This is a genomic window from Agromyces sp. NPDC060279, from assembly GCF_042726785.1.
Taxonomy (GTDB): Bacteria; Actinomycetota; Actinomycetes; order Actinomycetales; family Microbacteriaceae; genus Agromyces.
In genome coordinates, this window is the sequence record NZ_JBHXBK010000001.1 from 1157332 (window position 1) to 1176572 (window position 19241).

At 72.4% G+C, this 19241-nt stretch carries 18 protein-coding genes; 6 read left to right on the forward strand and 12 right to left on the reverse strand.

The features are described 5' to 3' along the window. Window positions 1-48: 48 nt before the first annotated feature. Window positions 49-693: a TetR/AcrR family transcriptional regulator gene (locus ACFWE1_RS05505; RefSeq protein ID WP_376932473.1), complete on the forward strand. Its 645-nt coding sequence runs from the start codon at window positions 49-51 to the stop codon at window positions 691-693. Next, window positions 683-1276 (forward strand): TetR/AcrR family transcriptional regulator, encoded by a 594-nt coding sequence (locus tag ACFWE1_RS05510; RefSeq protein WP_376932474.1) that lies wholly within the window; start codon window positions 683-685, stop codon window positions 1274-1276. The genes ACFWE1_RS05505 and ACFWE1_RS05510 overlap by 11 nt, the downstream gene beginning before the upstream one ends. Window positions 1277-1303: 27 nt before the next feature. Here ACFWE1_RS05510 and ACFWE1_RS05515 read toward each other — a convergent pair whose 3' ends face one another. The 4 genes from ACFWE1_RS05515 to ACFWE1_RS05530 form a co-directional block, all read right to left on the reverse strand. Beyond that, window positions 1304-3109 (reverse strand): amidohydrolase, encoded by a 1806-nt coding sequence (locus ACFWE1_RS05515; protein ID WP_376932475.1) that lies wholly within the window; start codon window positions 3107-3109, stop codon window positions 1304-1306. 36 nt (window positions 3110-3145) lie between these two features. Beyond that, window positions 3146-4534 carry an APC family permease gene (locus ACFWE1_RS05520; protein WP_376932476.1) on the reverse strand — a complete coding sequence of 463 codons (1389 nt, stop codon included), beginning with the start codon at window positions 4532-4534 and terminating at the stop codon, window positions 3146-3148. Window positions 4535-4740: 206 nt separating this feature from the next. Continuing rightward, the gene (locus tag ACFWE1_RS05525) at window positions 4741-5136 is read right to left on the reverse strand and encodes a hypothetical protein (protein ID WP_376932477.1); all 396 of its coding nucleotides are present in this window, start codon (window positions 5134-5136) and stop codon (window positions 4741-4743) included. A 1-nt stretch (window position 5137) separates the two neighbouring features. Continuing rightward, complete coding sequence (locus ACFWE1_RS05530; RefSeq protein WP_376932478.1) at window positions 5138-5821, reverse strand: DUF2510 domain-containing protein; 684 nt, start codon at window positions 5819-5821, stop codon at window positions 5138-5140. Window positions 5822-5956: 135 nt separating this feature from the next. Between ACFWE1_RS05530 and ACFWE1_RS05535 the strand changes: the two genes are divergently transcribed. Continuing rightward, the gene (locus ACFWE1_RS05535; protein ID WP_376932479.1) at window positions 5957-7396 is read left to right on the forward strand and encodes an MFS transporter; all 1440 of its coding nucleotides are present in this window, start codon (window positions 5957-5959) and stop codon (window positions 7394-7396) included. On the opposite strand, the gene ACFWE1_RS05540 is transcribed toward ACFWE1_RS05535, so the two are convergent. Next, window positions 7380-9839, reverse strand: coding sequence for an HAD-IC family P-type ATPase (locus tag ACFWE1_RS05540; protein ID WP_376932480.1), 2460 nt, complete (start codon window positions 9837-9839; stop codon window positions 7380-7382). The genes ACFWE1_RS05535 and ACFWE1_RS05540 overlap by 17 nt on opposite strands. A 137-nt stretch (window positions 9840-9976) precedes the next feature. Here ACFWE1_RS05540 and ACFWE1_RS05545 point away from each other — a divergent pair, with 137 nt between their 5' ends. Further along, the gene (locus ACFWE1_RS05545) at window positions 9977-10219 is read left to right on the forward strand and encodes a hypothetical protein (RefSeq protein WP_376932481.1); all 243 of its coding nucleotides are present in this window, start codon (window positions 9977-9979) and stop codon (window positions 10217-10219) included. Window positions 10220-10314: 95 nt separating this feature from the next. On the opposite strand, the gene ACFWE1_RS05550 is transcribed toward ACFWE1_RS05545, so the two are convergent. The 3 genes from ACFWE1_RS05550 to pip form a co-directional block, all read right to left on the reverse strand. After that, entirely contained in the window at window positions 10315-10524 is a 210-nt protein-coding gene (locus ACFWE1_RS05550) for a hypothetical protein (protein ID WP_376932482.1), read from the reverse strand. 107 nt (window positions 10525-10631) lie between these two features. After that, the gene (locus ACFWE1_RS05555; protein WP_376932483.1) at window positions 10632-11516 is read right to left on the reverse strand and encodes a neutral zinc metallopeptidase; all 885 of its coding nucleotides are present in this window, start codon (window positions 11514-11516) and stop codon (window positions 10632-10634) included. Window positions 11517-11525: 9 nt separating this feature from the next. Continuing rightward, window positions 11526-12551 carry a prolyl aminopeptidase gene (gene pip / locus ACFWE1_RS05560; RefSeq protein WP_376932484.1) on the reverse strand — a complete coding sequence of 342 codons (1026 nt, stop codon included), beginning with the start codon at window positions 12549-12551 and terminating at the stop codon, window positions 11526-11528. Between the two features lie 126 nt (window positions 12552-12677). On the opposite strand from pip, the gene ACFWE1_RS05565 reads away from it, so the two are divergent. Together ACFWE1_RS05565 and ACFWE1_RS05570 are read left to right on the forward strand one after the other, a co-directional pair. Beyond that, window positions 12678-13688: a malate dehydrogenase gene (locus tag ACFWE1_RS05565; RefSeq protein ID WP_376932485.1), complete on the forward strand. Its 1011-nt coding sequence runs from the start codon at window positions 12678-12680 to the stop codon at window positions 13686-13688. A gap of 25 nt (window positions 13689-13713) precedes the next feature. Then, window positions 13714-13890: an HPP family protein gene (locus ACFWE1_RS05570; RefSeq protein WP_230764025.1), complete on the forward strand. Its 177-nt coding sequence runs from the start codon at window positions 13714-13716 to the stop codon at window positions 13888-13890. Here ACFWE1_RS05570 and ACFWE1_RS05575 read toward each other — a convergent pair. The 4 genes from ACFWE1_RS05575 to ACFWE1_RS05590 form a co-directional block, all read right to left on the reverse strand. Next, entirely contained in the window at window positions 13868-14632 is a 765-nt protein-coding gene (locus ACFWE1_RS05575) for an alpha/beta hydrolase (RefSeq protein ID WP_376932486.1), read from the reverse strand. The two genes, ACFWE1_RS05570 and ACFWE1_RS05575, sit on opposite strands and share 23 nt — an antisense overlap. A 23-nt stretch (window positions 14633-14655) precedes the next feature. Next, window positions 14656-16722, reverse strand: a complete 2067-nt coding sequence (locus ACFWE1_RS05580) for an acyl-CoA dehydrogenase (RefSeq protein WP_376932487.1) — start codon at window positions 16720-16722, stop codon at window positions 14656-14658. Between the two features lie 189 nt (window positions 16723-16911). After that, window positions 16912-17310 carry a hypothetical protein gene (locus ACFWE1_RS05585; RefSeq protein ID WP_376932488.1) on the reverse strand — a complete coding sequence of 133 codons (399 nt, stop codon included), beginning with the start codon at window positions 17308-17310 and terminating at the stop codon, window positions 16912-16914. A 64-nt stretch (window positions 17311-17374) separates the two neighbouring features. Continuing rightward, complete coding sequence (locus ACFWE1_RS05590; protein ID WP_376932489.1) at window positions 17375-19177, reverse strand: glycoside hydrolase family 3 protein; 1803 nt, start codon at window positions 19175-19177, stop codon at window positions 17375-17377. Between the last annotated feature and the right edge of the window lie 64 nt (window positions 19178-19241).

Here is a 19241-nt window from a genome sequence, read left to right on the forward strand (position 1 = left end):
CGCGCACACCCGACACGCCGCCGCGATATCCGCCCGTAGAATCGGATCGTGCCCGCACCGCAGCAGCCCTCGACGGCATCGAAGCCCGAGCCGGCGCAGAAGCCCTCGAAGGCCGCGTCGACGCGTGCCGCGATCCTCGGCGCGGCGACCGAGCTGCTGAGCGAGCACGGGGTGCGCGGCGTCACCGTCGAGGCGGTCGCGGAGTCCGCCGACGTGTCGCTCGGCCTCCTCTACTACCACTTCGAGAACCGGCAGGACCTGGTCCGCGCTGCGCTCGCCGAGGCGCTCGACCACTACGCCTACCGGCGCCCGCCGCAGGAGCTGCCGCCGGCCGAGCGGCTGCGCACGGCGCTCAGCCAGCACATCGGCGTCGACGCCGAGGCCGCCAGGCAGGACCGCGTGTACGCCGAGGCGATGCGGGCGGCGGCGTTCGATCCGGCCATCCGCCCGGCCCTCGCCAGGACGCTCCACGGCTGGAACGGCGGGATGACCCGGCTCGTCACGGCGGCCGTGCCGCAGCTCGCCGAGGCGCACCCGGAGGCGCCGGCCGAGACGGCGACGGCGCTCACGGCGCTCGTCGACGGGCTGCAGCAGCGGGTGCGCTCCTCGTTGCTTCCGGTCGAGCGCGGGCTCGAACTGCTCGCCCTGGCCACGGGCGCGGTCCTCGCAGACGGGCCGTCGGATGCCGGTTGAGACGCAGCAGCCCGCCAGCAAGCGCGACCGGATCCTCGCCGCCGCGGCCCAGGTGATCGGCGAGCGCGGCCTCGACGCCTTCGTCGTGAAGGACATCACGGCGCGCGCCGGCGTCACCTCGCAGCTGACCTACTACCACTTCCCGAACCGGCAGGCCCTGATCCGCGGCGTCTTCCAGTACGCCGCCGAGCGCGCGCCCTCGGTGAACCTGCTGCACCTCGACCGCGAGGCGAGCGGCTACGAGGCGCTGCGCAGCGCGCTGCACGCCGAGTTCGACGACTCCCCCGAGGTGCGCGACCTGAACCTCATCTGGAACGAGGTCACCGCGCTGCCCATCGAGGACCCCGAGCTCGCCGAGGCGGTGCGGCGGGCGACCGAGCGCTGGAACGAGCAGCTCACCATCGGCATCCTGCGCGGCCTCGCCGACGGCTCGATCGCGACGGCCGCGGCGCCGCAGGCCGTCGCGGAGATCCTCACGGCGACGGTCGAGGGGCTGAGCCAGCGCTGGCTCGCCGGGCTCGTCTCCCCGGACGACGCCCGCCGGACCCTCGACGTGGTGCTGTCGACGATCCGGCGGGCGTGATCCCGGCGTGAGGCGGTTCAGAACCGCTCAGAGCTCGCCGTAGACCGCCTTGCCGCCGAGCAGGGTGAGCTCGACCTTCGTGTCGACGATCTCGTCGACCGGGATCTCGGTGAGGTTCTGGTCGAGCACGATGAGGTCCGCGTACTTGCCGACCTCGATCGATCCGCTCGTGGCGTCGCCGTGCATGATGCGCGCCGGGTTGATCGTCATCGCGCGGATCGCCTCCTCGATCGTGAGCCCGCGGTCCTCGCCGAGCTTGCCGGGGAAGCGGTCACCGCCCTCGGGGTTCTCGCGCGTCATCGAGATCTGCAGCGAGGCGAAGGGGTTCAGGGGGTCGACCGGCCAGTCGCTGCCGTTCGCGACCTGCGCCCCCGCGTCGGCGAGGCTGCCGATCGGCTCGGTGCGGGCGAAGCGCTCCGGGCCGAGGGTGTCCCGGGCGGCGTCGATCGAGTCGAACGCGGGCTTCGCCCACTGCAGCCCCATCGCGGGCAGCACGTCGAGCTCCGCGAATCGCGCCAGGTCGTCGGGATGCACCGACTCCGCGTGCGCGATGGCGAGCGGCGTGTCCGAGTCGGACTCGGCGCGGGCGATCTCGAAGGCGTCGAGGGCGGTGCGCACGGCGCGGTCGCCGATCGCGTGCGGCTCCGGGGTGATGTCCTCGTCGAGGAGCAGCGCGACGATCGCGCCCATCTGCTCGGCCGTGTACTCCGGCTCGGGGCCCGCGTCGGTGCCGGGCCGCCACTCGGGCGCATCCTCGGTGCCGACGTTCACGTAGTACGGCTCCAGGAACGACGCGGTCAGCGCGGGCGCCTGCAGCACCCCGTCGAGGCCGAACTCGGCGACGTTGTTCACCGCGATGCCCGGCTCCTGGGCCGAGGCATCCGTCGCCCACTGCTCGCGGTACGCGAGCACCTCGTCGACCGCGGCGCGCGGGTCGGCCTTGCCGAGCTCGGCGGAGATGTTCGGCGCGAGGAACACGCGCGTCGTGAGCTCGCCGCGCTCGCGCAGCTCGGTCATCGCGGCGGCGACGTCCTCGCCCGAGAGCTGGTCCATGTACGCGGTGACGCCCACGGCGGAGAGCGCCGACATCGCGGCGGACGCCGAGGCGACGCTCTCGTCGAGCGTGCGCGGCGGCACGATCTTGCCGCGCGCCATGAACGCCGCGCCCTCCTCGAGGATGCCGTTCGGCACCCCGTTCGCGTCGACCTCGATGTGCGGCGGGCCGGAGTGCTCCGAGGTGATGTCCGCGGCCTCGAGCGCCTTGGAGTTCAGCAGCACCGAGTGCCCGTCGGTCGTGTAGACGAGCACCGCCCGGTCGGTGTCGAGCGCGTCGAGGACGCTCTTGTCGACCTTCACGCCCTGCGGCTGCATCGCCTGGCGATACCAGGTCTCGACGATGAGCGGCTTGTCGGTGTCGCCCTCCTCGTCGAGGCAGGCCTGGATCTTCTCCTGGAACTGCGGGATGGTGAGCGACTCGAAGTTCAGGTTGCAGGCCGTGAGCTTGTCGCCGCCGAGGAAGGTGTGCACGTGGGCGTCCTGCATGCCGGGCATGACCATCTTGCCGTGGAGGTCGATCACCTCGGTGCGCTCGCCGATGAGCTGCTTCGCGCCGGCGTCGTCGCCGACGTAGACGATCTCGCCGTCGGTGATGGCGACGGCCTGCTGCACGCGGTTCTCGGCGTCGACGGTCCAGACGAAGCCGTTCGTCAGCACGGTGTCTGCGGCGTCCGCGTCGGAGGCCGGGGTGGCCGGGGTGCACGCGGCGAGGAGCCCGGTGACGACGGCCGCGGTGCCGATCGCCACGAGACGCCTGGTGCGGGTGGGGTTGCGCATTCGCGTTCCTTTCTGGGGGTGGATCGAGGTCGGAGGTCAGCGCGTCGGCACCGTGGGCACGTCGTCGGGCGCGGATGCCTCGGCCTCGTCGATGCCGAGCTCGGCCACCGGGCGGCGGAAACCGCGGGTGACGGCGAAGAGGACGATCAGGCCGATGACGGTCCAGACGGTGCCGAGCACCATCGCCTCGCCACTCAGGTGCACCCAGAGCAGCCCCGTGCCGGCCGCGCCGAGGATCGGCAGCACGAGGAAGCGCACCACGTCGGCGGGGGTGCGGCGACGCCCCTGGCGGATCGCGTAGTGGGCGATCACCGCGAGGTTCACGAAGGTGAAGGCGATGAGCGCGCCGAAGTTGATGACCGAGGAGATGAGGTCGAGCGTGGGCGTGATCGCGAGCAGCACGACGAGGCCGGCGAGCACGGTCGTGAAGACCGGGGTGCGCAAGCGCGGGCTCACCGCGCCGAACCAGCGCTTCGGGGCGAGCACGCCGTTGCGGCCCATCACGTAGAGCAGGCGGGAGACGCTCGCGTGCGAGGACAGGCCGGACGCCACGGCTGCGGCGAAGGCGACGGCCACGAAGAGCAGCTGGAAGGCCTGGCCGCCGACGAAGAGGGCGAGCTCGGGCAGCGTGTCGTCGGTGTACTCGAAGCCGTCGAGCGTCGGGAACGCGGACTGGGCGAACCAGGCCCCCGCGAAGAAGATCGCGCCGCCGATCAGCACGGTCAGCAGGACGGCCCGCGGCACGGCGTTCGGGTGCTTCGCCTCCTCGGCGTACATCGTGACCGCGTCGAAGCCGATGAACGAGAACGCCACGATCGTGGTGCCCGCGAGCACCGCCGTCAGCTGCACGCCGTCGTGCCAGATGGGCTGCAGCGAGAACAGCGTGCCGGTGCCCATGCCCTTCGAGATCTGGATCCCCGCGAGCACGAGGAACGCCGCGATGCCAGCGAGCGCGGCGATGAGCAGCACGCCGTTCACCCGCGAGGTCGCCTTGACGCTCACGACGTTGAGGCCGATGAGGAGCGCCGCCACGCCGACCACCCAGACCGCCCCCGGCACCTCGGGGAAGAACTGCTCCATGTAGAGCCGGATGATCACCGCGTTCACGACGGGCAGCAGCAGGTAGTCGAGCAGCGAGGCCCAGCCGACGAGGAAGCCGAGCGCGGGGTGGATCGCCTCGCGCGTGTAGGTGTAGGCGGAGCCCGCGGCCGGGAACGCGCGCACCATCGCGCCGTAGCTGAGGGCGGTGAACAGCAGCACCACGAGGCCGACGAGGTAGGCCATCGGCACCACGCCGTCGGTCTCGTCGCTCACGATGCCGAAGGTGTCGAACACGGTCACCGGGGCCATGTAGCCGAGGCCGAGTCCGACGATGGCCCACATGCCGAGCGAGCGCTTGAGGGTCGGTGCTGTCACTGCGCACATCCTTGTGTCACCGAGGCATCCGTCGCCCCGTCGCGGGTGCCGCGGCGGGGCCGTCGGCGTGAACGTCTGCGAGCCTAGGGTGAGTTATTGAAACACACAACATCATTTCCTAGTGAGGTTTTCAAACCGTTACGCGCGGCACACACGAAACGCCCCCGCATCCGATCGGATGCGGGGGCGTCGTGAACCGTTGAGCGCGCGGCGGGCTACCCGGCCGCGGGGAGCCTCCGCAGCGCCACCGCCTGACTCACCGCGAAGAGGGCGACGTCGACGGCGACCGCGAGCACCGCGAGCACGACGAGCACGGTCGCCGCGGCGGTCGAGACGACCCCGACGGCGAGCGCGGCCGCCAGGTTCGCGAGCATCACGAAGCGCAGGGCGCGGCGCAGCGGGAGCCGGGCGAGCATCCACGCGACGAGTCCGGCCCAGACCACGACGGCGACGCCGATCACCACGACGAGCGGCAGCGGGAGGCGCACCGCCTCGGCGACGGGGCCGGCGAAGAGGGCCACGGCCGCGCCGAGCACGGCGCAGTACGCGGCATCCAGGCGGAGACTCCACCGCCCGATCGTCGCGCCGTCGATCCTCGCCGTCGCAGCCATCTCAATAGCTCGTCATCGGCATGGTGCGCATGAACTCGAACATCTCGGTCATGAACCACACGGTCCAGATCATCACGACGACGAAGCTCGTCACGTTGACGGCGATGACGGCCCACAGGGGCGCCAGGCCCCGGCCGGACTCGCGGCGCACGAAGACGCTGCGCCCGATGACGTAGACGAGCGCGGACAGGAACGTCCATGCCCAGTGGAAGCGGCGCGCGTAGCCGAGCCGCGCGAGCGCGGCGGAGTCGAGGTACGCGAACCAGACCGACAGGCCGTACACGACCCAGCCGAGGATCATGAGCGTCAGATACCCGGGATCGAAGAAGAGTCCGGTGCTCGCCGCATACGGGTTCGCGATCGAGGCCTCGAGGTAGCCGCGCACGTCCCAGAAGAAGAGCATGACGAGCGGCAGCAGCGGCAGGAACACCACGAGCCAGATCCACACCGTGCCGGTCGGCGTGCCCTCGGGCACACGGTGGGCGGGCGTCCCGTACGGCTGGTACGGCGCGGGCCCCGCGGCCGGCGCAGCCCCCGCCGGTGCGACCGACGCCGCCGCGACCGGCGCCGCCGCCGGCGCGACGTGCTCGGTCCAGCCGATCCCGTCCCACCAGCGCTGCCCGCCGCTTCCGGCGGGGTCGGGGTACCACCCAGGGGCGATCTGCTGGCCGTGCGCGTCCGTCATCGAGGCTCCCGTCTCTCTCCCGCCATGCTAACGACGTCACGCGGCTTGACGCGGCCGCCACGCTCCACTATATCTATACCCCCTAGGGGTATTTACAACCGGATTCCCCGACCTCATCCGAAACGGAGCAGCACCATGTCACCCACCAGCAGAACCGGCGGCCGCCGCGGCCTCGGCCTCGCGCTCATCGCCGCGGCCCAGTTCGTCGTCATCATGGACACCTCGATCATCGGGGTCGCCCTGCCCGACATGCAGGCCGCCCTCGGCTTCTCCCCCGAGTCGCTGTCCTGGGTGTTCAACGCCTACGTCGTCGCCTTCGGTGGCCTGCTCCTCCTCGGCGGACGCCTCGCCGACGTGCTCGGCGCCCGCCGCGTATTCATCGCCGGCTGGGCGATCCTCGCGCTCGGCTCGATCGTCGCGGGCGCCGCGCCCGACGCGGTGACCGAGATCGTCGGCCGCGCGGTGCAGGGCGGCGGCGCCGCGCTCATCGCCCCGGCGGCGCTCTCCCTGCTGATGGCGCTCTTCGGCGGCACCGCGGAGCTTCCCCGCGCCTTCGCCGTCTACGGCGCGGCGGCCCCGATCGGCGGCACCGCCGGCGTCTTCCTCGGCGGCGTGCTCACCGAGTACGCGAGCTGGCCGTGGGTCTTCTACCTCACGGTGCCGATCGCCATCCTGGTCATCGCGCTCACGCCCGCCGCCCTGCCCGCCGTGCCCGGCGGCCGCGGCTCGGTCGACCTCGGCGGGGCGATCACCGCGACCCTCGGCCTCGCGGCGATCGTGTACGCCGTCGTCCGCGCACCCGAGGCGGGCTGGGGCGGACCCGAGACGATCGTCGGCCTCGTCGTCGGCGCCGTGCTCCTCGCCCTCTTCTTCGTCATCCAGGCCCGCCGGCGCACGCCGCTGCTGCGCCTCGGCCTCTTCCGCGCGCCGCAGCTCGGCGGCGCGAACCTCGCGCAGCTCCTGCTCGGCGCCGCCTGGGTGCCGATGTGGTTCTTCCTGAATCTGTACCTGCAGCAGGTGCTCGGCGCCGGCGCGTTCGCCTCGGGCGCCGCGCTCCTGCCGATGACCGCGCTCATCGTCGTCGTGATGGTCGCGCTCGCGCCTCGGCTGCAGGCCCGGTTCGGCGCGAAGCCGCTCATCGTGTGGGGCTTCGTGCTGCTCGCAGCGGGGCTCGGCTGGCTCGCCCTCGTGCGCCCCGACGGCGCGTACGCGGTCGACGTGCTGCCGGCCTCGCTCGTCGCGGCGTTCGGCATGGCGCTCGCCTTCGTGCCGTCGCTCGGCACCGCGATCAGCGCGGCCCGCCCGGAGGAGGCGGGCGTCGCCTCGGGCCTCGTGAACACGAGCTACCAGATCGGCTCGGCGGTGGGCCTCGCCATCCTCACCGCGGTCGGCGCCGCGGCGACGAGCGGGACGGATCCCGCGGGGCTGACCTCGGGCTACGCGGCGGCGTTCCTCGGGGCGGCGATCGTCGCGGCGGTCGGCTTCCTCGCAGCGGTGCTGTTCCTGCGCGGTCGTGGCCGCGGACCCGCGGGCACGGAGCAGCGGGAGCCGGCGGAGCTCAGCTCCGGCGCCTGACCCGCTTCACCTCGATCTCGGAGGCCGCGCCGAATCGGCGGCGGTGCCAGAAGCCGATCCCCTCGATCAGCACCCAGGCGGCTGGCACCGTCCAGGCCATCGCGGTGAGCGTGTCGCGCCCCGGCATGGCGAGCTCGAGGAACTCCTGCGCGATCGGCACGACGAGCACGAGCGCGAGCCCCACGACCATCGCGAGCACCACGCCCGCCTTGATCCAGGTGAACGGCCGCGACAGGACGCCGAGGATCCACAGCCCGATGAGCGCGAGCGTCACCATCGACGCCGTGCGCACGGCATCCTCGGCGTCCCCGCTCGCCCGGGCGATCCCGGAGACGACGGTGATCGCCGCCGCGACGACGAGCCCCGCCGGGATCGCGAAGGACAGCGAGCGGCGCAGGAAGCCGGGGACGTAGCGCCGGGAGTTCGGCAGCAGCGCGAGCAGGAAGGCGGGGATGCCGATGGTCAGGCCGTCGGTCACGGAGAGCTGGCGCGGCAGCAGCGGGAACGCCCAGAGCAGGATGCCGAACAGCACCGACATCGTGATCGCGTACGAGGTCTTCGAGAGGAAGAGCATCGACACCCGCTCGATGTTCGCGATCACCCGCCGCCCCTCGGCGACCACGCCCGGCAGGTGCGAGAAGCGGTTGTCGAGGAGCACGATGCGGGCGACCGCCTTCGTCGCGGCGGAGCCCGACTCCATCGCGATGCCCATGTCGGCGTCCTTGATCGCGAGCGCGTCGTTCACCCCGTCGCCGGTCATCGCGACCGTGTGGCCGCGCTCCTTCAGCGCGTGCACCATCGCCCGCTTCTGCACCGGGGTCACGCGGCCGAAGACGCGGTGCTCGTCGAGCACCCGGCCGAGCTCGACCGGGTCGTCCGGCAGCTCGCGGGCGTCGAAGCCCTCGCCGGCGTCGAGGCCGACCTCGCGGGCGACGGCGGCCACGGTGAGCGGGCTGTCGCCGGAGATCACCCGGACCTCAACGCCCTCCTTCGCGAAGTAGCGGAGCGTAGAGGCCGCGTCGTCGCGCACGACCTCGCGGAAGGTGAGCAGCGCGACGGGCACGAGCCCGTCCGGCAGCGCGGCCTGCTCGACGAGCCCGGCGTCGAGCGGTTCGGGCGCGTGTGCGAGCAGCAGCGTGCGCCGCCCGCTCGCGGCGAGCTCGCGCCCCTGCGCGAGCGCCGCGCCGCGCTCGGGCCCGGCCCCCTCGGCGAGCACGAACTCGGGCGCGCCGAACACCCAGGTGCCCGAGGCGCCGTCAGTGAAGGACACCGCGCTCCACTTGCGCACGGAGGAGAACTCGATCCGCTCCGCCGGCGCGAGGCCCTCGTCGTCGGGGAAGCGCTCGGCGAGGCAGCGGGCCGTCGCGTTCGCCTCCGGCTCGGCACCGTGCCAGGCGAGCACCCGCTCCCAATGCGCGGGCCGGGCCTCACCGAGCTCGTGCACCCCGTCGAAGCGCACGTCGCCCGTCGTGATCGTGCCCGTCTTGTCGAGGCAGATGAGGTCGACCCGGGCGAGCCCCTCGACCGCGGGCAGCTCCTGCACGAGCACCTTGTGCGAGCCGAGCTTCACGGCGCCCACCGCGAAGGCGATGCTCGTCATGAGCACGAGCCCGAGCGGGATCATCGCGATCACCGCCGCGACCGAGGCGGTCGCGGCATCCCGCCACGCGCCGCTCTCGATCGCGTGCTGCCAGCCGCCGGCGGCCTGCATGTTCGCGTTCACGACGACGATCATGATCGGGAAGATCGCCCAGGTGATCCACTTCAGGATGCGGTCGACCGAGCTGCGCAACTCGGAGGCGACGAGGGAGAAGCGCTTCGCCTCGGCGGTCAGCGTCGCCGCGAACGCCTGGTCGCCGACCGCCGTGACCTCGACCGAGCCCTGGCCGGCGACGATGATCGAGCCCGAGAGCACCCGGTCGCCCGGCAGTTTGTCGACGGGATCGGACTCGCCGGTCAGCAGCGACTCGTCGGCCTCGAGGCGGAGCCCGTTGAGCACGACGCCGTCCGCGGTGACCTGGTCGCCGGCGCGCAGCACGAGCAGGTCGCCGAGCACGACCTCGCGCACGGCGAGCTCCTGCTCCTCGCCGTCGCGGACGACCCGCGCCTTCGGGGCGTGCAGGAGGGCGAGCCGGTCGAGCGCCCGCTTGGCGCGGTACTCCTGGGTGACGCCGATCGCCGCGTTCGCGATCGCGGCGAAGCCGAAGAGGGCGTCCTGCCAGCGGCCGAGCGCGAAGAGCAGGGCGAAGCCGCCGACGACGATGCCGTTGAAGAGGGTGAAGACGTTGGCACGGAGGATGCTCCACAGGCTCCGGCTCGAGGCGTCCGTCGCGACGTTCGCGAGCCCGGCGGCGGCGCGTCGCGCGGCCTCGGCGCGGCTCAGGCCCGTGACGGGGTCGGTGGCGTCGAGGGGCCTGGCGGAGAGCTGCGTCGCGTCGTCCACCGCATCCCCCGATCCCCAGGCCGTCGGGCCCCGTCCGACGGGGTCGAGTCTGGCACAGCGCCGCGGTGCGGCGCGAGCGCCGGCGGGCGCGTGTCAAGGCCCTGTGGCCGGGCCTGCATCGATGCGAGCATCGGGCCATGGACGCAGGAAACGAGCAGCCCACCCAGTCCGAACCGATCCAGGACGGCCACGACGACGCCGATCGCGGCCGGAAGCTCGAGGGCGTGATCGAGCAGGTGCGCGGCGACGCGCTGCTCGGCAACGTCGACGACGTGCGCCGGATGGTGGCCGAGCGCCTCGAGCAGGCGGGCCTGCCCGCGAGCGAGCACGACGTCGACGCGGTGATCACCGCGGTCGGCGACGCCCCCTCGGGCGGCTGAAGTTCGGGCTCGCCGCGCCCGCAGGATTGTGTAACAATATGCCCGGGCGACGGGACGGCGCGGCCGGGACACCGTCCCGTCCCGCCGCCCGACGATCAGGCGTGCGCCGCGGTCTCGCGTACCGGTTCGGGCTCCGCCTCGGCGGAGCCGAGGAGATCCTCCGCCGTCAGCGCCGGTGCGCCGATCGGCGCGCCGTACCAGTGGTCGGCCGCCCGCGTGCAGGTGCACAGGCAGGCGATGACCTCCTCGGAATTCATGGCCCTGAAGAACTCCCGGTGCTGCACCGGCGGCGTGCGTCGTCGCATGTCCCATCCCAATCGCTCACGCTGACGACCTGTCGGCCGTCATGGAAGAGACGCACGGGGGGACGGATCATGACGCGGATCGCACGAAATCCGCGACGGCGGCCCTCCTAGAGGGAGCCCCCGGCGACGTCGAAGGTGTTGCAGGCGCCGGCGCCGCCGTCGAAGCCCGTCTCGAACCAGCGGATGCGCTGCTCGCTCGTGCCGTGGGTGAAGGTGTGCGGCATGACCTGGCCCTGCATCGACTGCTGGATGTGGTCGTCGCCGACGGCGGCCGCCGCATCGAGCGCGGAGCGGTACTCGGCGGGCGTGATCGGCTGCAGGAACGCGACGCCGTCGCCGTCCCGCGTGCTGGACGCCGCCGCGGCCCACGCGCCGGCGAAACAGTCGGCCTGCAGCTCGACGCGGACGGCGTTCGAGCTCGGCCCGGTCTGGCCGTCTCGCGTCGACTCGAGCACGCCGGCGAGGTTCTGCACGTGGTGGCCCCACTCGTGCGCGATCACGTACATCTCGGCGAGCGGGCCGCCCTGCGCCCCGAAGCGGGTGCGCAGCTCGTCGTAGAAGGTGACGTCGAGGTAGATCGTCTCGTCGGGCGGGCAGTAGAACGGGCCCGTCGCCGAGGAGGCCTGGCCGCACCCGGTCGAGGTCGCCTGGTCGAACATGACGAAGTCGTTCGGCGCGCGGTAGGCGACGCCGATCTCGGGGGCCTCCGCCTCCCAGTAGGTCTCGAGCGAGGCCGAGGCGCCCTTCATCCGGCACTCCACCCGCTCGTTCGCGTCCTGCCCGGTGAGGCAGGTCTCGAGGCCCGACTCCTCGACGACCTCCTGCTGCTGCCCGGTGCCGCCCGCAAGACCGGTCAGGTCGACGCCGAGCAGTTGCGAGACGAGGAAAAGCACGATGAGCACGCCGCCGCCGCCGGCGACCGCGATGCCGGTGTTCCGGCCCCGCTTGGAGGCCTTGCCGCCGCTGATGTCGGCGTTCGGGTCGAAGGTCATGCTGCGACGCTACTCCGCCTCGGGGCGGCCCGTCTCGATGTCCGGGTCGTCGAGCTCACTGCTGTCGTCGGACTCGGGCCCGGCCGCGAAGCGGTCGGTCGCCTCGATGAGCGCGTCGAGGATGCCCGGCTCGTCGAAGGCGTGGCCGGCGTCGTCGATGATCCGCAGCTCCGCCTCCGGCCACGCGACGTGCAGGTCCCACGCGGTCATCATGGGCGTGCACAGGTCGTAGCGGCCCTGCACGATCACGGCGGGGATGCCTCGCAGGCGCACCGCGTCGCGGATGAGCTGGCCCTCCTCCCACCAGCCGCCGTGGCGGAAGTAGTGGTTCTCGATCCGGGCGAAGGCGGTCGCGAACTCGGGCGAGCCGTAGGCCTCGAGGTTCTCGGGCTGCGGCAGGAGCGTGATCGCGGCGGCCTCCCAGCGCGCCCAGGCGATCGCGGCGGGCTGGTGCACGGCGGGGTCCGGGTCGTTCAGCAGCCGGCCGTACGCCTCGACGAGGTGCGAGCGCTCACCGTACGGCACGGGTTCGACGAACTCGCGCCAGCGGTCGGGCAGCAGGGCCGCCGCGCCGCCCTCGTAGAACCAGTCGAGCTCGGCCCGGCGGAGCGTGAAGATGCCGCGCAGCACGAGTTCGGTCACCCGCTCGGGGTGGGTCTCGGCGTACGCGAGGCCGAGCGCGCTCCCCCACGAGCCGCCGAAGACCTGCCAGCGGTCGATGCCGAGGTGCGCGCGCAGGCGCTCGATGTCGGCGATGAGGTGCCAGGTGGTGTTCGTCGCGAGGCTCGCGCCGGGCTCGGAGGCGTGCGGGATCGACAGCCCGCAGCCGCGCTGGTCGAACAGCACGATGCGGTACTTCTCGGGATCGAAGAGTCGCCGGTGCGCGGGCTTCGTCGCGCCACCCGGCCCGCCGTGCAGGAACACCACGGGCTTGCCGGCCCGGTTGCCCGAGACCTCCCAGTAGATGTGATGACCGTCGCCGACGTCCAGCATGCCGGTCTCGAGCGGTTCGATCTCCGGGTACAACTCGCGCATGGGGCCACGGTATCCGCGTCGGGATGCCTCGACCGCGCGCCGCGCCGATTGGTCTGACCGATTGCGCGAGCAGGAGTGCGAGCGTTGCTCAGGATGCCAGTCGCCCGGCAGGCGTAGGCTCGGGGCATGGCAGCGAAGAAGCCGGTCACCGTCACCCTCACCGGGGCCGGCGGCCAGATCGGATACGCCCTCCTGTTCCGCATCGCCTCGGGCGCCCTGCTCGGGCCCGAGACGCCGGTGCGACTGCACCTGCTCGAGATCCCGCAGGGGCTCAGAGCGGCCGAGGGCGCCGCCCTCGAGCTGCAGGACTCCGCGTTCCCGCTGCTCGCGGGCGTCGAGGTGACCGACGACGCGCACACCGCGTTCTCGGGCGCGAACATCGGCCTGCTCGTCGGCGCCCGGCCGCGGACGGCGGGCATGGAGCGCGCCGAGCTGCTGCAGGCGAACGGCGGCATCTTCGGGCCCCAGGGGGCGGCCATCAACGCGGCGGCGGCGGACGACATCCGCGTCGTCGTGGTCGGCAACCCGGCCAACACGAACGCGCTCATCGCCTCGGCGCACGCGCCCGACGTGCCGGCCGAGCGCTTCACGGCCCTCACCCGGCTCGACCACAACCGTGCGCTCGGCCAGCTGTCGGTCGCGACCGACACCCCGGTCGCCGAGCTCCGCGGCGTCACGATCTGGGGCAACCACTCGGCCTCGCAGTTCCCCGACCTCGCGCACGCCACGGCGGCGGGCGACGCGGTGCCGGCGCTGCTCTCGGCCCGGCTCGGCCACGAGGCGTACCGGGAGTGGCTCGTCGGCGAGTTCATCCCGCGGGTCGCCAAGCGCGGCGCGGAGATCATCGAGGTGCGCGGCTCCTCCTCGGTCGCCTCGGCCGCGGCGGCCACCATCGACCACGTCCGCGACTGGGTGCAGGGCACCCCCGACGGCTGGACGAGCGCGGCGGTCGTGTCGGACGGCTCATACGGCGTGCCGGAGGGCCTCGTCTCCTCGTTCCCGGTGGAATCGGTCGACGGGGCCTGGCGCATCGTGCAGGGCCTTTCGATCGACGAGTTCGCCCGGCACCGCATCGACGCCTCGGTCGCCGAGCTCGTCGACGAGCGCGAGCAGGTGCGCTCGCTCGGCCTGATCTGACGCCCGCGCCGCCTAGGCTGGCAGCATGGCCGATCGCGCTCCGCTCTCCCCCGCCCGTCGCAAGCAGCTCATCGTCGGCATCATCGTCGGGGCACTCGTCGGCGTCGGGGTGAGCCTCTGGACCGGCTTCTGGCTGTGGCTGCCCGCGGGCCTGCTCGTCGGCCTCGCCACCGGCGCGATCATGCGCCCGCCGAACGACTGAACGCTGCGACGGCCGCGGCGAGCTCGCGCCGCACCTCCGCGTCGTCGACGGTCGACTCGCCGTCGCCCGGCTGCACGCCGTAGTCGCCGAAGTCGGCGTGGTTGACCCCCTCGAGCTCGACGAACTCGGCCCCGGGCGGCAGCAGCCCGCTCGCGGCCTCGATCTTCGCCGGCGTCGACAGGCCGTCGTTCGAGCCCGAGACGCTGAGCGCCGCGAGCTCCGAACCCGAGAGGTCGTTCGCGCAGTACGAGCCGAACAGCATGATGCCGAGCACCTCGGTATCGCCCGAGGCATCCGCGTCGCCCGCCAGCTGGCAGGCGCGCACGCCGCCGAGCGAGTGCCCGCCCACCCACCAGGCGTCGACGTCGGGCGCGAGCGCCGTGAAGGCGGCCAGCGGCCGGGTGTCGAAGAAGGCGAGGTTCAGCGTCGGCTTCGTGATGACGACCGTGAGCCCGGTCTCCTCGACGACGCCGGAGAGCTTGAACAGGTACGCGTGTGGGTCGACCTTCGCGCCGGGGATGAAGACGAGGCCTTGGCCGCTCGCGGGCCCGGTGCCCGGCTCGGCCGGCGCGATCACGATGCCCGCGTCGGCGGAGGTGATCGTCACGGCGTCGTCCTGCCAGGCCGCGAGTGCGGCGGGGCGCTCGCCCTGCATGACCGTGTGCGCGTAGGCGAGGAACAGCACGGCCAGCAGGGCGAGGACGCCCACGATCGAGACGAGGATCCGGAGCAGGCGGCGCATGCCCGAAGCCTACGTCTCGAGCGCTACTTCTTGGCGGACTTCTCCGGCACGGGCAGGGTGCCGGCGCGGCGCTGCTCGTCGAACCAGGCGCGCGCCTCGTCCTGCCGCTCCTGCTCGATGCCCGTCGCGATCGTGGCGCGCAGGTGCTCGGGGCGGAAGCCGAAGGCGTCGACGAGGTCCTGCGCGTGCGGGCGCAGGCGCTCGACGAGCCGGTCGATGTAGGCGCCGACCGCCTGGGCCCGCTGCGGCGAGAGCCGCCCGTGCATCAGGTACCAGGCGAGGTGCTTCTCCAGCAGGCCGAGGCCGAACAGGTCGCGCACCCAGGTGAGCACCTGCTTCGTGCCCTCGTCCTCGACGCGGGCGAGCGCCCGGGTGAACGCCTCCCACTGCAGCAGTTCGCCGTGCGCGCGGGCCGCCTCGATGAGCTCGTTCTGGTTGCGGTTGAACGCGGCGGCCGCGTCGGCCTTCGGCAGCTTGCGCGCGTCGCGCAGGCGGCCGGCGATCTCGGCGATCATCGTCTCGACGCGGTCGGTGAGGAGCTCGCGCTGGGATGCCTCGTCGCGGAGCTCGCTCACCGAGCGCGCCGTCGAGCCGAAGTCGGCGATGGTCTGGCCGAGACGGCGCAGGCCGGTGCCGTGGTAGGCGCGCTCGGCGGTCTGCGAGACGACGTAGCGGGCCATCGCGCCCGCGTCGGCGTTCTTGAACTGCTTCGAGAAGTCGGTGAGCAGGCGCTTCGCGACGAGCTGGAGCAGCACGTTGTTGTCACCCTCGAAGGTCACGTAGATGTCGAGGTCGTGGCGGAGGCCGGTGATGCGGTTCTCGGCGATGAAGCCGGCGCCGCCGCACGCCTCGCGCGCCTCCTGGAGGGTGTCGAGGGCGTGCCAGGTCGACAGCGGCTTCAGCGCGGCCGCGATGGTCTCGAGATCCTGCCGGTCGTCGTCGCTGTCGGCGGCGCCGCTGAACACGGCGTCGAACTTCACGAGGAACTCGTCGTGCGCGAAGTACTGCGCGTACGTCGTCGCGAGCCGCGGCAGGAGGCGGCGCTGGTGGCGCTGGTAGTCGAGCAGCACCTCTTCCTCGGTGTCGCTCGAAGCGGTGAACTGGCGGCGCTGGTTGCCGTAGGTGATCGCGATGGCGAGCCCCATCGCGCTCGCCACGGTCGCGGCGCCGTCGAGCGAGACCCGGCCCTGCACGAGCGTGCCGAGCATGGTGAAGAAGCGACGGCCCGGGCTCTGGATGGGCGAGGAGTAGGTGCCGTCGGCAGCCACGTCGCCGTAGCGGTTCAGCAGGTTCTCGCGCGGGATGCGCACGTTGGTGAAGTGCAGCCGGCCGTTGTCGATGCCGTTGAGGCCGCCCTTCAGCCCGTCGTCCTCGCCGCCGACGCCGGGCAGGAAGTTGCCCTCGTCGTCGCGGATCGGCACGTAGAAGCAGTGCACGCCGTGGTTCACGCCGTTCGTGACGAGCTGGGCGAAGACGGTCGCGTGCTTGCCGTGCAGGCCCGCGTTGCCGAGGTACTCCTTCCACGCCGCGCGGAACGGCGTGTGGATGACGAACTCCTCGGTCTCCGGGTCGTAGGTGGCGGTCGTCGCGATGGCGGCGACGTCGGAGCCGTGGCCGATCTCGGTCATCGCGAAGGCGCCGGGCACCTCGAGCGACATGATCGCCGGCAGGAACTTCTCGTGGTGCGGCTTCGTGCCGAGGTGCAGCACCGCGGCGCCGAAGAGGCCCCACTGCACCCCCGACTTGATCTGGAGGCTCGGGTCGGCGATGACGAGCTCCTCGAAGGCGGCGATGTTGCCGCCGTGGTCGTCCTCGCCGCCGAGCGACTTCGGGAAGGCGCGGTGCACGGCGCCCTGCTCGACGAGCAGCTTCAGCTGCCCGAGCACGCGCTCGCGGTGCTCGGCCATCGTCTGGCCCTCGATGCGCTGCAGCTCCGGCATCGCCGCGCGCTCGCGCGACGCGAGCCGGATGTCGGCCCAGGTGCCGAGCAGCTGCCGGCCGAGGGCGGCGACGTCGACCTTTGACCCCGCGCTGGAACGGGCGGCAGGGGTGGCGGGCTTCGCCTCGGTGCGCGCTGCAGTGTCAACCATCTTCGGTCTCGCCTCCGACTTCACTTCGTGGGTGTCCCCTCACGCTACGACCGGCCCCGCGGCACCCGAAACGCTCGGTCGACCGGCGACAAGCGGGCCCGGCCGAGCGTCGTCGGCTGCTGTGCGGTGTCTACAAACGAGGCATCCGCGCCCATTGGATGTTCGACAAGCGCCGCGGTGGAGACTCGCTCAGCCGCGGAAGAAGGCGTTCGCCCGACCGGTCCAGAGCAGTGCGATGACGATCACCGCGATCGCCGCCGAGAAGTACTCGCCGATCGCGCCCGCCGGATAGGCGATCGCGAAGAAGATCGACGCGATGATCGACAGCACCTCGACCACCGTGATCACCATGCGCGAGACCGCGCTGCCGCGGAGCAGCCCGTTCGCGACGACGATCACGATCGCGCCGATGAGGATCGACACGATCGCCGAGGCGATGAGGCCGCTCGCGCCGCCGAAGGCGTCGGTGGTCGCGACCACGCTCGTCTGGAAGAGCAGCAGCGTGCCGCCGATGATGTCGAGCAAGCCCGAGATCCACGTCAGCACCGCGACGAGCGTGACCCCGCCGGGCCGTTTGACCTGTCCCATGTCGATCCCCCCGGATCCCGCCGCCCGATGCGGCGCCTGGCCCCGATCGTAGCGACGAGACCGGTCAGTAGGCGAGACCGTGGCCGTGCCGGAACAGCGGGTCGGCCGTGTCGAAGGGCACGTCGGGCCGGCTCGCCTCGACCGCCGCCATGCTCGAGGGCAGGTCGAACGGCAGCCGGCCCTTGGGCTCGGCGGCCCCCGTCAGCACGTCGAGCACGGCCCGCGGGCTCGCGCCCCAGTTGCCGGTGAGCGCCGCGAGTTCGCCGACGAAGGGGGTGAGGATCGCCGGCCGGTCGAGGAAGACGTCGACCACCGTCGGCACCGCCGCCGCGACCTCGCGCACGTGCGCGACGACGTCGGCGGGGAAGTCGAGCGAGCCGGAGTGGAAGAAGTTCTCGAAGAAGGTCGGCCGCTCCTCGTAGGGCGCCTGCAGCCGCAGCACCGCGACATCGGCCTCGGCGGGGCTCGCCACGACCGTGCCGTACTCCCCCGCGATCTCGGCGTCGATGCCCTCAACGTAGAGCTTCAGCCCGCGCGCGAAGGGCAGCACCGGGGCGGCCGGCGCCCCGCCGAGCTCGCGCTCGCGGTTCACGAGCAGCGCGATCGCCGCGCGCTGGGCCGCCTCGCCCGCCGCGACGAAGTCGGCGCGGCCGACGAGCTCGCGGGCGCGGTCGACGTCGACGAACGGCCGATCGAACAGGCCGAGCACGAACTTCTCGCGCAGCAGGCGGCGGGCCGAGGCGTCCAGCCGCGTCTCGCTGAGCTCGCCGTCGCGCACGAGCGCGACGAGCAGCTCGGGCACCGCCTCACCGCCGAACTGGTCGCAGCCGGCGTCGATGACCTTCTTCATCCGCTCGCGCGGCGCGAGGTGCTCGACGCCCCAGGCGCGCGCCGGGAACGGCGCGCCCATGATCTCGGAGTCGGTGATGAGGCCCCAGTCGGTGCAGACGATGCCGTCGAAGCCGTAGCGCTCGCGCAGCAGGCCCGTGATGACGGACTTGTTGAAGCCGAAGCCGACCTCCTCGTACTCGGTGCCGACGGGCATGCCGTAGTACGGCATGATCTGGCTCGTGCCGGCCTCGAAGGCCGCCTCGAAGGGCTTCAGGTGCAGCTCGAACCGGCCGCCCGGGTAGACCTGCTCGCGGCCGTGCGCGAAGTGCGGGTCCTCGCCACCGAGCTGCGGGCCGCCGCCCGGGAAGTGCTTCGTCATCGTCGCGACCGAGTCCAGCCCGAGCGTCTCGCCCTGGAAGCCGCGGATGTAGGCGGCGCCGAGACGGCTCGCGAGCTCGACGTCCTCGCCGAAGGTCTGCAGGGCGCGCGACCAGCGCGGCTCGGTGGCGAGGTCGATCTGCGGGTGCAGGGCGACGCGGATGCCGACGGCCGTGTACTCCTGGCGGGCGATGTCGCCGAAGCGCTCGACGAGCTCCTCGTCGCCGATCGCCGCGAGGCCCATCGTCTCGGGCCAGACCGAGAAGGCGCCCGCGAGGAGGCCGGCGAGCGGGTTGTCGGTGTACGAGTGGCGGGGGTCGGTCGAGATGGTGACGGGGATGCCGAGCCGCGTCGAGGCGGCGAGCTCCTGCAGGCGGTTGTGCCACTCGGCGATCTGACCCGCGTCGGCGGGCGCCTGCAGCACGTTGAAGTGCGTCAGGTGGCGGTCGAGCACGTAGTCGGTGGTGGCGGGCAGCCCGAACGTCGCATCACCCTCGGAGAGCGTGCCGCCCTCGCCGATGCCGATCATCGTCTGGAAGCAGAGCCCGGCCTTCTCCTCGAGCGTCATCTGCGCGAGGAGGATCTCGACCCGTTCGGCGACCGGGAGGCTCGCGTCGCGGTAGCGGGTGTCGAGGGTCGTCTGCTGCTGGTCGGTCATGCCTGCACTCCTTCATGCTCGGGCTCGGTGCAGCCAGCATAAACCGAATGTCGCTAGGTTTTCG

What these genes read in the sequence shown, in the direction of transcription:
- ACFWE1_RS05545 (WP_376932481.1), top strand. Translation starts at nt 9,977, where the DNA reads ATGGACGCAGGAAACGAGCAGCCCACCCAGTCCGAACCGATCCAGGAC.
- ACFWE1_RS05555 (WP_376932483.1), bottom strand. Translation starts at nt 11,516, where the DNA reads ATGACCTTCGACCCGAACGCCGACATCAGCGGCGGCAAGGCCTCCAAG.
- pip (WP_376932484.1), bottom strand. Translation starts at nt 12,551, where the DNA reads ATGCGCGAGTTGTACCCGGAGATCGAACCGCTCGAGACCGGCATGCTG.
- ACFWE1_RS05565 (WP_376932485.1), top strand. Translation starts at nt 12,678, where the DNA reads ATGGCAGCGAAGAAGCCGGTCACCGTCACCCTCACCGGGGCCGGCGGC.
- ACFWE1_RS05570 (WP_230764025.1), top strand. Translation starts at nt 13,714, where the DNA reads ATGGCCGATCGCGCTCCGCTCTCCCCCGCCCGTCGCAAGCAGCTCATC.
- ACFWE1_RS05550 (WP_376932482.1), bottom strand. Translation starts at nt 10,524, where the DNA reads ATGCGACGACGCACGCCGCCGGTGCAGCACCGGGAGTTCTTCAGGGCC.
- ACFWE1_RS05535 (WP_376932479.1), top strand. Translation starts at nt 5,957, where the DNA reads ATGTCACCCACCAGCAGAACCGGCGGCCGCCGCGGCCTCGGCCTCGCG.
- ACFWE1_RS05585 (WP_376932488.1), bottom strand. Translation starts at nt 17,310, where the DNA reads ATGGGACAGGTCAAACGGCCCGGCGGGGTCACGCTCGTCGCGGTGCTG.
- ACFWE1_RS05580 (WP_376932487.1), bottom strand. Translation starts at nt 16,722, where the DNA reads ATGGTTGACACTGCAGCGCGCACCGAGGCGAAGCCCGCCACCCCTGCC.
- ACFWE1_RS05525 (WP_376932477.1), bottom strand. Translation starts at nt 5,136, where the DNA reads ATGGCTGCGACGGCGAGGATCGACGGCGCGACGATCGGGCGGTGGAGT.
- ACFWE1_RS05510 (WP_376932474.1), top strand. Translation starts at nt 683, where the DNA reads ATGCCGGTTGAGACGCAGCAGCCCGCCAGCAAGCGCGACCGGATCCTC.
- ACFWE1_RS05515 (WP_376932475.1), bottom strand. Translation starts at nt 3,109, where the DNA reads ATGCGCAACCCCACCCGCACCAGGCGTCTCGTGGCGATCGGCACCGCG.
- ACFWE1_RS05590 (WP_376932489.1), bottom strand. Translation starts at nt 19,177, where the DNA reads ATGACCGACCAGCAGCAGACGACCCTCGACACCCGCTACCGCGACGCG.
- ACFWE1_RS05575 (WP_376932486.1), bottom strand. Translation starts at nt 14,632, where the DNA reads ATGCGCCGCCTGCTCCGGATCCTCGTCTCGATCGTGGGCGTCCTCGCC.
- ACFWE1_RS05530 (WP_376932478.1), bottom strand. Translation starts at nt 5,821, where the DNA reads ATGACGGACGCGCACGGCCAGCAGATCGCCCCTGGGTGGTACCCCGAC.
- ACFWE1_RS05520 (WP_376932476.1), bottom strand. Translation starts at nt 4,534, where the DNA reads ATGTGCGCAGTGACAGCACCGACCCTCAAGCGCTCGCTCGGCATGTGG.